Consider the following 12,467-nt stretch of genomic DNA (forward strand, 5'->3'; position numbering starts at 1 on the left):
GTTAGCATCTACTGCCTCCCGACCGCCCTCGTCCTTCGAGGCTTCGGGTTTTGGCCGACGCCTCGAAGCACGAGGGCGGCCACCTGCTGCAACGACACATCAAAAAGAAAAGCCGGCGCAGAGGCCGGCTGAGACGAACGCGGCTGCACAGGGATACTGGCCGGTTCCAAACGCTTGGTGACTGAACAATAACTTTCATTACATGCCGAGGCAGCGGAAAAGGGCGCAACGAGAACGCCGGTAAGACGGCTCCGCAAAGGAATGGGCGGCGGGGCGGATGCCGGTGCTTGCCTCGGCTCTCTTATCAAGCATGAATATCACCGGATGATGACATCCGGAGCGGACCGATGCCTTTCTTTCAGGGAGAATTGCCGGCGGGCAACGGCAATCGGAAGCCGGCTATCGCCGGCTTGTCGCCGATGGATGATCGGCTTCACGAAGGCGAGGGTGTTGGCGAGGCGTGAATTCAGTGTTCATGTTCCCGAAGGATGTCAAAGCGTCACAGAGTGACTATATAGCGGGCCGAAATACTTCGAGCATCTGCAAGAGTCCTGCATGACCCCCATTATTTCGGTTCAGAACCTGACGAAGACTTATGCCAACGGGTTCGAGGCCCTGAAGGGCATCAACCTCGATGTCGAGAAGGGCGAGATCCTGGCTCTGCTCGGGCCAAACGGCGCCGGCAAGACGACCCTGATCTCGATCATCTGCGGCATCGCCAATCCGAGCGGCGGTCGCGTGCTGGTGGCCGGCCAGGATGTCGTAAAGGATTTCCGCGCGACCCGCTCGATGATCGGGCTGGTGCCGCAGGAGTTGACGACCGACCAGTTCGAGACGGTGTTCAACACGGTGAGCTTTTCGCGCGGGCTGCATGGCAAGAAGGCCAATCCAGCGCATATTGAGAAGGTGCTGCGGGCGCTCTCGCTTTGGGACAAGAAGGACAATACGCTGCGTCAGCTCTCCGGCGGCATGAAACGACGGGTGCTGATCGCCAAGGCGCTTTCCCACGAGCCGGATATTCTTTTCCTTGACGAGCCGACCGCTGGCGTCGACGTGACTCTGCGCAAGGACATGTGGCATGTCGTCGAAGAACTCCGGGCTTCGGGCGTCACCATCATACTGACTACCCATTATATCGAAGAGGCCGAGGAAATCGCCGACCGTGTCGGCGTCATCAATGGCGGCGAGCTGCTGCTCGTCGAGGAAAAGGCGGCGTTGATGGCCAAGCTCGGCCGCAAGCAGCTCATCCTCGATTTGGCGGAACCGCTAAGCCGGCTGCCAGACTGCTTTGCAGGCAATGGCCTCACTCTCGAAGCCGACGGAAGCCGCCTGACTTATGATTTCGACGCCGATAACGAGCAGGATAGCATCGCGACGCTGCTAACCCGGCTCGGCGAGAACAATATCCATTTCAAGGATCTCTCGACGCGGCAGAGTTCGCTCGAAGATATCTTCGTAGCGCTGGTGGGAGCGGGCAAATGAACTTCGAAGCGGTCAAATCGATCTACTTCTTCGAGATGGCGCGCACGCGCCGCACGCTGCTGCAGAGCGTCATCTCGCCGGTCATCTCGACCTCACTTTATTTCATCGTCTTCGGAGCGGCAGTCGGTTCGCGTATTCAGGAAGTGGAGGGTGTATCCTACGGTGCTTTCATCACGCCGGGCCTCATCATGCTGACGCTGCTCGGCCAGTGTATCAGCAACGGCTCCTTCGGGATCTACTTCCCGAAGTTCACCGGCACGATCTATGAGGTGCTGTCGGCGCCGGTGGCGATGACGGAGATACTGCTCGGTTATGTCGGGGCGGCGGCCACCAAGGGCCTGATCATCGGCGTCATCATTCTGTTGACCTCCAATCTCTTCGTCGATGTCAGGATCGAACATCCCTTCATGATGATCCTGTTCTTCCTGCTGACCGCGATCACTTTCAGCCTGTTCGGCTTTATGATCGGCATCTGGGCCGGGAATTTCGAGCAGCTGAACCTCATTCCCATGCTTGTGGTGCCGCCGCTGACCTTTCTCGGCGGCAGTTTCTATTCCGTCAGCATGCTGCCGCCATTCTGGCAGGCGGTCAGCCACTTCAACCCGGTGCTCTACCTCGTCAGCGGCTTCCGCTGGAGTTTTTACGGGATCGCCGATGTCAACCCGGCGATCAGCCTGGCGATGATCACCATGTTCTTGGCAATCTGCCTGGGAACGCTCGGCTGGATCTTCAAGACGGGGTATCGGCTGCGCAACTGAAGCGGTCCCAAAGGGGCGCCGCAATTTCAACATCAAGATTGCTCAGCAAGGCTTGGTCGGTTCATGGGGCAATCGGGATGGGTGGCAGCAATGTGTTCGGATGTTTTGCAATCGTCTCGATCTTCTGCCTAGCTCCGCAGCAGAGTCTGTCGGAGGCCACCCATCCTATCAAGATTACCTATGCCGTGGCGATCGTGGGAAAGCAACCTTTCTCTGCTGAGGTGTCATGCCTTCCTGACAGTACCTGCAGCCTCGCCGATCAAAGCGATCCCAACATAAATCTTGCGATCACATTGTATTCGGGCTCAGGGTCGAATGGTGAATTGAGCATTTATTGCTCGCCGAATCCTTGCTCCTTTCAGAACTCGCGATCGCGGATCGAATTCTCCGGTCGGCGAGCTACTGTCGATATTTTGTCGGGTGAGGCTGACTCTGGTATCACGACTCTGCTGGTTGTAAGGCAACGCCAGTGGATCGGTGAAGTTCTGATCTCTTATTGATTACGCTCATGCACTGCTGACGAGCAGGGCGCCTGACAGGATGAGGAGGGTGCCTATGGCAAGCTTGACCATGTCCAGTTCGGAGGCTTCGCCGAGAAAGACGGCAGCGATCGCCAGCGTCACCAGAACGTTGCAGCTCCAGATCGGAGCGAGTTTCGAGACCGGGACGCCGTAGGCAAAGAGCGCGAAGCTGATGAGGCCGGTGCCGGCGGCGAAACAGGCGCCGGCGGTGGCGGCAAAACCAAGGCCCTCGGCAGTCCAAGGCGCGGGGCGCCAGATCAGCGCGGCGATCAGGCCTGCGAGTGCGCAGGCCGAACCGAAGGCGATCAGATAAACGGCGGAGCCGGTGGCGGCCGCGGCACTCTGCTTCTGAAAGATGGCGGTGATGCCCCAGAAAATGGCGGGCAGAATGCCGCCCACGATGATCGGCCAGAGTGAATTCATGGCGAAACTCCTGTCGCACCCATAGGGCAAGGCCTTCGCCTAAAGCGAGGGCCGGTCGGACATGCGGGGTGCCACCAGACTAGGAGTTTCTTTTTGCTCTTTGTGGTCTTGTTGTTTGCGCTTGAAGGTGCCAGATCTACCTGTCGCCGTAAAGCCGCATCGCGCCGCGCACGGCGCGGTTCGTCGCTTGCATTTTGTGCGAGCATTGAAACCGCACGTTGACGAGATGGAAATTTCTGTTTAGCTGTATCGCTCATGAAGATCGTAATGGTTCTTGTCGTGGTGATAGGGCGCATGGGCAGGATGGTGTAACCATCCGGCGATCGGCCCCATGCGCGGTAAATCAAGCTCCTGACGGGGCTTTTTTTGTGCCCTGAATTCAGGCTTCGCCTCGTCAGGTTCCCACAATTTCCCTGACACCATGGACAAGACCATGTCACGCGACAATTCTGCGCAGACTTCCGGTAACCGCCTGACCGAGGAAGCGGCTGCGATTTCGACTGCGGCGCCCCGGCGTACGATCCTTCTCCTGCTGACAGCGCTCTCGGTATTGCCGATCAATATATATCTGCCGGCGCTGCCAAATATCGCCGCCACGTTCCAGGCCGATTTTGCGATCGTCAATCTTTCGGTCGCGGGCTATGCGATCATCAATGCCCTGACGGAAATTGTCGCGGGCGCGATGTCGGATCGCTACGGGCGCCGGCCAATCGCGCTCATCGCCGTTTCCATTTTCATCGTCGCGTCGATCGGCTGCGCGCTGGCGCCCAATATCGGCATCTTCCTGTTGTTTCGTGTGATGCAGGCGTCGATCGCCGCCTGCTTCTGCGTTGCTCTCGTCGCCATCAAGGAGACGGCGGGCGAGCGCGGGGCCGCCAACAGGATCGGCTACGCCGCCATGGGATGGGCTATCGCGCCGATGCTCGGCCCGAGCTTCGGCGGCATTCTGGACGAAGCGTTCGGATGGCGGGCGATCTTCGTCGCTCTTGCGCTGATAGGCGCAGCCATCCTCGCCATTTCCATGCGCGAGCTGAAGGAAACAGCCGGGCTCGCATCGAGACCGAAAGGCAATTACCTTGCTTCCTACCGGCAGCTTCTCGGTTCGGCGCGGTTCTGGGCCTATACGCTGTGCATGGCCTGCTCCACCGGCACCCTCTATATCTTCCTCGGAGGCGCATCCCTGGCAGTCAGTTCCTCACTCGGCGGATCGAGCGCGAAACTCGGCTTCTTCATGGGAATGGTTCCCGCGGGATTCATTCTGGGCAGTTATCTCGCTGCCCGATTGACGAGGAAATCGTTCAGCACCACGCTCGTCATTGCACGTTTATCGACGTGCATGGGTCTCCTGCTGGGACTGGTCCTGTCGGTCTCGGGCGTCATACATGTCCTGGCATTTTTCGGACCCTGTATGTTCATCGGCATCGGCAATGGCTTGACCTTTCCGGCCGCCAATCTGGGCGTGATGTCGGTTCGCGCCCATCTCGCCGGCACCGCTGCAGGCCTTGCCGCAGCCATGTCGATCGGCGGCGCCGCGCTGATCGCTTCGATCGCCGGGCTGTTTCTCCGGGAGGCAGGCGCAGTGTCGACACTATTGTTGATGTTGCTGACATCGGCATCGCTTGCCTTGTCGGCCGCGCTTTTCTCAGCTTTCGTCGACCGGCGAGTTCCAAGCCGTGTTCCTGATGGAGAGCCTGCCGAAAGCGTCTCGGGGGGATGATTATTCTGCCGGCTCAATCCCGCATGCGCAGTTCATCCGTCTGCATTTGCAAGGAGCCCAGCGTTTCCAGGAAGCTCATGCCGAGCAGGCTCTGGTCGAGGCGGCCATCCTCGGTGACGCTGGCTGCAACATTGTTGCGGACGATCGGACCGACCGCGACCTGATCGAGAGTGATCGGTGCGGCGCGGCTGCGGCCGTTGGCGGTCATGACGGTCATGGAATAGGTGAGGCGGGAGAGGTCGATGCCGATTCTTTCGGCATCTTCATGCGAGAGCGCCACCATGCTGGCGCCGGTATCGACGAGCATTTCGACGGTCTGGCCGTTGACGCCGACATCGGCTTCGAAATGGCCGTTCAGCAGCTTGTGCAGGATGACTTCCTGGCCGCCTTCGCTCGTCGTGACGACGACGGCGCGGCCGGGAACGAGGCCGGCGAGCAGCCGGTTGCCGACGCCGAGCGCTTCCTGGCGATAGAGGTAGACGGTTGCGAGCGCCAGGATGATGACGAGCCAGATCATCAACTGGCGCATCGTCTCGCCGACGTTATGCCGGCTACCCCAAATGCCGGCCGATAGCATCAGCGCGATCGGCAGGAGATAGATGAAGCGGCCGAATTCATCGCTCTGCAGGCCGAGGATGCGGCCGCCGTCATTGTTGACGATCAGAACGGCGAGGCCGATGACGATGACGAGGAGCAAGAGGATCAAACGGATCATAAAGGCCGCTCCGGCCCGCTGGCGAGGTTTGATCCCGCCCGGTTCGACGCCATGACGGCGCCTGAAAGCCTCGCCGGCAGCTGCGCCATGATCCCGCGCCGTTCGGCATCGGTATAGCTCATCCAGCCACCGATTTCCTGAAGCGTGCGGCCGCAACCGGCGCAAAGTCCGGTGGCTGAAACCATGGAGCAGACGTGAATGCACGGTGTTTGCATGGCTGATATATCGGAGTTTCAAAGAGTCGTGGCAAGGGCGCAAAGAGTGGCGATTTCGCAAATCTGCTGCGTCGCGCCCAGCGTGTCGCCGGTGTGGCCGGCAAGCTTACGGCGGATGAGAGTCGTGAAGGCAAATCCGGCAACGCCGGCGGCGAGGAGACTGGCGACGAGCGGCCGTAGGCCGAATGCTGGCCAGATCAGAAGTGCTGCGAGTAGTCCGGCCGAGACGAGCGCAAAATGCATCGCCGCCTCATTCGGCTGGCCGGTCGATGCGGCCACGCCATCGGCCTTCGCGGCCGGCAGCCGTTGCCAATGCCAGGCGATAGCGCCACGGCTGAGTGCTGCGACGGCGGCAACGGCAAGCGCTGCAGCGAGCGGTGAGGACTGGCGGACAATGGCGGCGAGTGCGGCCGCACGGATCGCGAAGGAGAGGATTAGCGCTATCGCGCCATAGGTGCCGATCCGGCTGTCCTTCATGATGATGAGGCTTTGTTCGCGGTTCTTGCCTCCGCCGATGCCGTCGGCCGTATCGGCCAAGCCATCTTCGTGCAGCGCGCCGGTGGCAAGAGCCTGGATCGAGAGCGCAAGCAGGGCCGCCATCAGGGGATCGGCGCGCAGGCCTGAAAGAAGGAGGAGGGCGAGCGCCGGGACGAAGCCGATGACAAGACCGGCGAGGGGAAAGGCGCGCACCAGGCGGCCGAGCCTTCCGTCATAGCCTTCGAACAGCGCTGGCGGCATCGGAAGGCGGCTAAGAAAGGCGACGGCGCGGGCGGTGTCGACCGCATAGTCCTTGATCTTCATTCTGTTTCGTTCTGCCGGAGGGCTACGGCGCTTTAGGTGTTGTTCGCTTCGCCCGCCGGCTTTAAGAGAGAGCCACCGCAAAGAAGCTGATTTGCGTCAAAAAAACAAGAATAGCCATTCATAGGAATACGCACCGATGAGCGTTTCAGGCCTGCCTTTCGACGATTTCCGTACCCTGCTCCGGGACCTGCCGGGGCCGGATGCCCGCGCGCAGGTGGCCGCACGCGAACGCGACGCGCAGCTGACCAAGCCGCCGGGCGCGCTCGGACGGCTCGAGGAGATTGCTTTCTGGCTTGCCGCCTGGACGGGCCGTCAACCGGCCGTCAACCGGCCGCTGGTGGCGATCTTCGCCGGCAATCACGGTGTCACCAGACAGGGCATCACACCCTTTCCGCCCGCGGTGACGCAGCAGATGGTTGAGAATTTTGCAGCCGGTGGAGCTGCGATCAACCAGATCTGTGTCGCCTACGATCTCGGGCTGAAGGTTTTCGATCTGGCGCTGGATTATCCCACCGGCGACATCACCGAGGAAGCCGCTCTTTCCGAGCGTGACTGCGCCGCGACCATGGCTTTCGGCATGGAAGCGATCGCCGGCGGTACCGATTTGCTCTGCATCGGCGAGATGGGCATCGGCAATACAACGATTGCGGCCGCGATCAACTACGCGCTCTATGGCGGTTCGGCGCGTGACTGGGTAGGACCCGGCACCGGCTCGGAAGGGGAGATGCTGGAGCGCAAGATCGCCGCGGTGGAAAAAGCGGTAGCGCTGCATAACGACCATCTCGACGATCCATTGGAGATCATGCGCCGGCTTGGCGGCCGCGAAATCGCGGCGATGGCCGGCGCCATCCTCGCCGCCCGGATGGAGCGTATTCCGGTGCTGATCGACGGCTATGTGGCGACCGCCGCAGCGGCGATCCTGAAAGCAGCCAATCCCTCCGCGCTCGATCATTGCCTTATTGGCCACGTCTCGAGCGAACCCGGCCATCTGCGTGCGATCGAGATGCTCGGCAAGACGCCGCTTCTGGCGCTCGGCATGCGGCTCGGCGAAGGCACCGGGGCGGCGCTCGCCGCCGGCATCGTCAAGGCGGCGGCTGCCTGTCATTCCGGCATGGCGACCTTCACTCAGGCCGGTGTGAGCAACAAACATTGAGGCTGCGGTCGGCGCAGTCGACCCACCGGGCTTTGCTTGCGCCGCCCCGGTGGATTCGCTATTGCCTATTCGCTGGCCAATAAGGGAGACGGCGGGGCTTTTCCCCGGTGGCGCAACGGGAAGAGGAGAGCATGTCTTGACGAAGCCTGCGGTGACGAAAGAGACCGGGTTTCGGCATTTCATCGCCGCCGCCAGCTATTCCTGGGCGGGCTTCCTGCGCGTGCTGAAAGAAGCGGCCTTTCGCCAGGAGCTCGGTTTCTTCGTGATTTCGATGGCAGCACTGGCGCTGGTGGGGGCGACCATTGGCGAGATCGTCGTCGCAGTGCTGTTGTTTTTCGGGCTTTTTTCGATGGAAGCCATGAATACCGCCGTCGAAGAGGTGATCGACCGGATTTCGCCGGAGATTTCGATCGTCGGTAAACATGCCAAGGATCTCGGCTCCTTCGCGGTGACCTGCATGATCGCCGCCTGCTGTCTCTATCTCGGCTTCGTCATCGGCAAGCACCTGTTCTTCGGCTCGGCGTGACATGCGCGAGCTCGATCAGGCAAAGCTCTTGCGCTTGCGCGCGACCGCCTGAGCCTCCTCGACGGCCGGCAGGCTCTGGAGCACACGCTTGGCGGGCAGGATGGCAATGACCTCGGTGCCTTCACGCAGCTTCGATTTCAGCAGGAACTGTCCGTCGTGCTTGGCAAGGATCGCCTGGACAATTGGCAGGCCGAGTCCGGTGCCCTGTTCGGCGCTCTTGATGGCGATCGAGCCCTGGCCGAAGGCCGACAGGACGACGGGAATCTCTTCTTCAGGAATGCCGGGGCCGTTGTCCTTGATCGAGATGTATTGTCCGCCGCCGGCCGTCCAGCCGACCTTGACGTGGATCTCGCCGCCCTGCGGCGTGAATTTGACGGCATTGGAGAGGAGGTTGAGCACGACCTGGCGCATCGACTTCTCGTCGGCCCAGATGGCCGGCAGCTGCCGCTCGAATTGATCCGAAATGGCAATGTTCTTGGCGCGGGCGCGCAGCTGGACCATGCCGATGCAATCCTCAGTGATATCGAGCAGCGAGATCGCCTCCTCGCTCAGCTCGTATTTGCCGGCTTCGATGCGCGACAGGTCGAGGATCTCGTTGATGAGATCGAGCAGATGCTGGCCGGAGCGATGGATATCGCCGGCATATTCCTTGTAGGTCGGATTGGCGAGTGGTCCCATGACTTCGGCCGACATCACTTCGGAGAAGCCGAGAATGGCGTTGAGCGGCGTCCTGAGTTCGTGAGACATCGAGGCAAGGAAGCGGGACTTGGCGAGGTTTGCCTCTTCGGCGCGGCGGCGCGCCTCATCAGACATCGATTTCGCCACTTCCAGCTCGGCGATCAGGTCGTCCTTCTCCGACTGGTAGGAGAGAATCCTGAGGTTCGATTTGAAGAGCCGGTCGCTGATGTAGTTGAAGAAGACGAGCGTGGTGGTGAAGAGCCCAGTCAGGCTGATTTCGAGGAGGTCGCGTGACAGGCCGCTCTTGGCGCCAAGCGCCAGGACCGTCGGCGCGAAGGCCACCAGCACGGCTGGCGTCAGCATGAAGTTCGACATCGCGGTGACGGAAAGCGCAATGAGCAATGTTGCGCCCTTGTAGAGAATGAAGCTCGACGGCTCGCAGGTGTCGCACCCCTGCAGCGCAAAGACGGCCCAGCAGCAGCCGACCAGGAATTGGCCTGCGAGCAGCAGGCGGCGCCATTTGCGGGCGCTCTCGGAGGTGATCTCCTGTCGGCGCGCGCGCCGGGCGAGCAGGATGTTGCCGGTGTGACAGGTGAGCGTCAGAAGCGCCCAGAAGAGCAATTGGGTATCTTGAGTGAAATAGACGCCGAGGGCGGTGATGATGACGACGAAGAGCGGCATGATCGTCGCGCCCTGCATCATCGACGCTATATACATCTTGAGTACGTCACGGTCGAAGGCGGAATTGGACGCATGACCGGACTGCAGGCGCTCGCGCGTCTGCCGCACAGCCTTTGAAACGGCCTTGTTGCGGTGGCTGCGCGACCTGTCGACGATAATTTTGTCGGTCGATGTGCTTACGCCGGTACTCATGTGCACGTTGAAACTTCACCCCTGGGTGGATAAGAGCTTAACCGGCAATTCTTAAGAAGATGTTTGCCATCTTTGCCAAGGATTTGTTTTTTAAGGAGGCGAAAGCGTGACACGTGGCCTGCGCCTGATTCGTGACGGCGTGACCGCTTTTTCCCTGCTGGTGCTCCTGGCGCTGATTGCCGCCAAGATCAACGATCGAGCAACAATCAAGCGTGCAGGCGCCTTTCATGCTGCCGATGGCGACAGTCTGACATTGGGCGGGGAGCGCTTCCGCCTCGAAGGCATTGACGCGCCGGAGCTCAACCAAAGCTGTGAACGGGCGGGAAAGGCCTGGGCTTGCGGGCGCGTGGCGCGGGAGTTGTTGCAGGAGATGGTTCTGGCATCGGAAACGCTTTGCCAGGGCGATCGGCGCGACCGCTACTATAGGCTGCTTGTCGTCTGCCGAAGCGGGACGGGCGGCGACATCAATGCCGGCATGGTGCGCCGAGGCATGGCCGTTTCCTATGGTGGCTACGGTAAGGAGGAGGCCGAGGCGAGGGGGGCGAAGGCGGGGCTGTGGGCCGGGACTTTCGAGCGGCCGCGCGATGTGCGCGATCATGCCCGTCACGAATCCGGTTACGGCGACGCGCTGCGCTTCATCAGGCGGATCGTCGGATGGGAGTAAGGTGATGACTGATGAAGCCAAGCTGGAAACTCTGCGGCGGGAAATTGCCGCCTGTCGCGTCTGTCGCGACGCCCCGGCAAGCGGACCTCAGCACCGACTGCCGCACGAGCCGCGGCCGGTGGCGGTGATCTCTTCGCGTGCACGCATCCTGATCGCGGGGCAGGCGCCCGGCCTTCGGGTGCATGAGAGCGGTCTGCCGTTTGACGATGCATCGGGCGACCGGCTGCGGTCATGGCTCGGCGTCGACAGAGCAAGCTTTTACGACCGCAGCCGATTCGCCATCGTGCCGATGGGCTTCTGCTTTCCTGGCTACGACGACAAGGGCGCGGACCTGCCGCCCCGCCGCGAATGCGCTCCGGTCTGGCGGCAAAGGGCGATCGCGGCAATGCCGCAGATCGAGCTGGTGCTGGCCGTCGGCCAATATGCGCAGGCTTGGCATATGGCTGACGAGAGAGGAGGCAATATGACGGAGACCGTGCGGGCTTGGCGTGACAGCCTCGTGTCCGGCCGGTCGCCGGCGGTGCTGCCGCTGCCGCATCCGAGTTGGCGCAACAGCGGCTGGCTGAAACGCAATTCCTGGTTCGAGCAAGAATTGCTTCCTGTGTTGCAGGAGCGGGTGAAAATGCTGCTTTCCTGAAACAAAATTCTTTTCCTCGCGCGGAATCGGGTTATACAAAGAAAATAATTCGAAAGGACTGACGTGCGCATGGACCGCCTCGACCGAAAAATACTGCGTCTGCTGCAAGAAGATTCGACCCTTGCCGTCGCTGACCTCGCCAAGAAGGTGGGGCTTTCGACGACGCCCTGCTGGCGACGCATTCAGAAAATGGAGGAAGATGGCGTCATCAGGCGTCGGGTCGCCATCCTCGATCCGGAGAAGGTCAACACCAAGGTCACGGTTTTCGTATCGATTCGTACGGCCACCCATTCGATCGAGTGGTTGCGCCGCTTTTCCGAGGTAGTCGCCGAATTCCCCGAAGTGGTCGAATTCTACCGGATGAGCGGTGATGTCGACTATCTCCTGCGAGTTGTCGTGCCCGATATCGCCGCCTACGACGCCTTTTATAAGCGGATGATCGCCAAGATCGAGATTCGCGACGTCTCCTCCGCCTTTGCGATGGAGCAGATCAAGTATTCGACGCAGCTTCCGCTCGACTACATGATTCTTGAGAACGCCAAATCCAACGAAGATTGAAGTCGCCAATAGGTTGCGACGGACCGCTGGCCGGCAGTCGCATATACCGCGTGGGGTTCGCCTCCGGGTCTCTGAGGCGATTCGCCCGCACGCAGGAATGCGGCGCCTGGAAGCGGCTTTCGAAGAATGTGGCTCTAGCGGCAAAAGTTAGCGGGAAAAATCGCGAAAAAAAGCTTCAGTTTCACCAAAATGCTAGAAAAATATATAGCCTGGTAACGATTGCACGGCTATGATGTGTGGCATCAATGAGCATCCTGTCATCATTTTGACTCGTTGGTGTCGAAATCAGAACACCATTTTCTACACCGCTACCTTGTATAGGTTCATTAGTTGGCGGTAGAGTTTATGTGCTTCACCATTGTGTTCGGCGGGGTCGAACGATGGAGATTTGAGAATGCGGCATAGCGTTTGCGGCTTGCGATGGAGGTTTCCATTGCGGGGCCGTTTTGTGCGTTTGTCATCTAATTATTTGAATTGTTGTATAAAAATCACGTTGCTGGCGAAAGTTGCTCCAGTGAACCCCTCTCAGATATATCGAGAATTGCTTGAATGCGCCTTCTGTGTGATGACGGTTCGGCGGTTCGATCGATCCGCACGCCGAGATGGCTGTTCAAACTGGGCCGGCTTCAAATTGACTACCCGATGAGACGTCAGCCCCGATCGACAAAGGAATGGATTGGTAAATGAACATCAGAATGGTTTTGCTCGCCTCAGCAGCAGCATTTGCTGCATCGACGCCGGTTCTT

General features: G+C 60.3%; 13 protein-coding genes. 8 read left to right on the forward strand and 5 right to left on the reverse strand.

Features of this window, described 5'->3' with window-relative positions; all coding sequences use genetic code 11:
* Nucleotides 1–555 precede the first annotated feature (555 nt).
* Both AC13QO_RS18395 and AC13QO_RS18400 read left to right on the forward strand, forming a co-directional pair.
* Nucleotides 556–1,482 (forward strand): ABC transporter ATP-binding protein, encoded by a 927-nt coding sequence (locus AC13QO_RS18395; protein ID WP_085778446.1) that lies wholly within the window; start codon nucleotides 556–558, stop codon nucleotides 1,480–1,482.
* Entirely contained in the window at nucleotides 1,479–2,240 is a 762-nt protein-coding gene (locus AC13QO_RS18400; protein ID WP_488541456.1) for an ABC transporter permease, read from the forward strand. Before AC13QO_RS18395 ends, AC13QO_RS18400 begins: the two co-directional genes overlap by 4 nt.
* A gap of 506 nt (nucleotides 2,241–2,746) precedes the next feature.
* Here AC13QO_RS18400 and AC13QO_RS18405 read toward each other — a convergent pair.
* Nucleotides 2,747–3,184: a hypothetical protein gene (locus AC13QO_RS18405; RefSeq protein WP_488541457.1), complete on the reverse strand. Its 438-nt coding sequence runs from the start codon at nucleotides 3,182–3,184 to the stop codon at nucleotides 2,747–2,749.
* A 433-nt stretch (nucleotides 3,185–3,617) separates the two neighbouring features.
* On the opposite strand from AC13QO_RS18405, the gene AC13QO_RS18410 reads away from it, so the two are divergent.
* Nucleotides 3,618–4,901, forward strand: a complete 1,284-nt coding sequence (locus AC13QO_RS18410; RefSeq protein ID WP_488541458.1) for an MFS transporter — start codon at nucleotides 3,618–3,620, stop codon at nucleotides 4,899–4,901.
* Between the two features lie 13 nt (nucleotides 4,902–4,914).
* On the opposite strand, the gene AC13QO_RS18415 is transcribed toward AC13QO_RS18410, so the two are convergent.
* Genes AC13QO_RS18415 through AC13QO_RS18425 form a run of 3 tightly spaced genes read right to left on the reverse strand, consistent with a single transcriptional unit; the run spans nucleotide 4,915 to nucleotide 6,632 of the window.
* Nucleotides 4,915–5,616 carry a TIGR02281 family clan AA aspartic protease gene (locus AC13QO_RS18415; RefSeq protein WP_488541459.1) on the reverse strand — a complete coding sequence of 234 codons (702 nt, stop codon included), beginning with the start codon at nucleotides 5,614–5,616 and terminating at the stop codon, nucleotides 4,915–4,917.
* Nucleotides 5,613–5,831 carry a DUF1289 domain-containing protein gene (locus AC13QO_RS18420; protein ID WP_488541460.1) on the reverse strand — a complete coding sequence of 73 codons (219 nt, stop codon included), beginning with the start codon at nucleotides 5,829–5,831 and terminating at the stop codon, nucleotides 5,613–5,615. Before AC13QO_RS18420 ends, AC13QO_RS18415 begins: the two co-directional genes overlap by 4 nt.
* An 18-nt stretch (nucleotides 5,832–5,849) precedes the next feature.
* Nucleotides 5,850–6,632 carry an adenosylcobinamide-GDP ribazoletransferase gene (locus AC13QO_RS18425; RefSeq protein WP_488541461.1) on the reverse strand — a complete coding sequence of 261 codons (783 nt, stop codon included), beginning with the start codon at nucleotides 6,630–6,632 and terminating at the stop codon, nucleotides 5,850–5,852.
* Nucleotides 6,633–6,768: 136 nt separating this feature from the next.
* On the opposite strand from AC13QO_RS18425, the gene cobT reads away from it, so the two are divergent.
* Both cobT and AC13QO_RS18435 read left to right on the forward strand, forming a co-directional pair.
* Nucleotides 6,769–7,785 carry a nicotinate-nucleotide--dimethylbenzimidazole phosphoribosyltransferase gene (gene cobT, locus AC13QO_RS18430; RefSeq protein WP_488541462.1) on the forward strand — a complete coding sequence of 339 codons (1,017 nt, stop codon included), beginning with the start codon at nucleotides 6,769–6,771 and terminating at the stop codon, nucleotides 7,783–7,785.
* 136 nt (nucleotides 7,786–7,921) lie between these two features.
* Nucleotides 7,922–8,311, forward strand: coding sequence for a diacylglycerol kinase (locus AC13QO_RS18435; protein ID WP_488541463.1), 390 nt, complete (start codon nucleotides 7,922–7,924; stop codon nucleotides 8,309–8,311).
* A 15-nt stretch (nucleotides 8,312–8,326) separates the two neighbouring features.
* On the opposite strand, the gene AC13QO_RS18440 is transcribed toward AC13QO_RS18435, so the two are convergent.
* A complete protein-coding gene (locus AC13QO_RS18440; RefSeq protein ID WP_183704324.1) occupies nucleotides 8,327–9,862 on the reverse strand; it encodes a sensor histidine kinase in 1,536 nt (511 codons plus the stop codon).
* Nucleotides 9,863–9,968: 106 nt separating this feature from the next.
* On the opposite strand from AC13QO_RS18440, the gene AC13QO_RS18445 reads away from it, so the two are divergent.
* From AC13QO_RS18445 to AC13QO_RS18455, 3 genes are all read left to right on the forward strand, one after another.
* Nucleotides 9,969–10,526, forward strand: a complete 558-nt coding sequence (locus tag AC13QO_RS18445) for a thermonuclease family protein (RefSeq protein WP_488541464.1) — start codon at nucleotides 9,969–9,971, stop codon at nucleotides 10,524–10,526.
* 4 nt (nucleotides 10,527–10,530) lie between these two features.
* Complete coding sequence (locus AC13QO_RS18450) at nucleotides 10,531–11,163, forward strand: uracil-DNA glycosylase family protein (RefSeq protein WP_488541465.1); 633 nt, start codon at nucleotides 10,531–10,533, stop codon at nucleotides 11,161–11,163.
* A 69-nt stretch (nucleotides 11,164–11,232) separates the two neighbouring features.
* Nucleotides 11,233–11,721, forward strand: a complete 489-nt coding sequence (locus tag AC13QO_RS18455; RefSeq protein WP_097599945.1) for an Lrp/AsnC family transcriptional regulator — start codon at nucleotides 11,233–11,235, stop codon at nucleotides 11,719–11,721.
* Nucleotides 11,722–12,467: the final 746 nt, after the last annotated feature.

This window comes from Rhizobium sp. CNPSo 3670, from assembly GCF_057784555.1.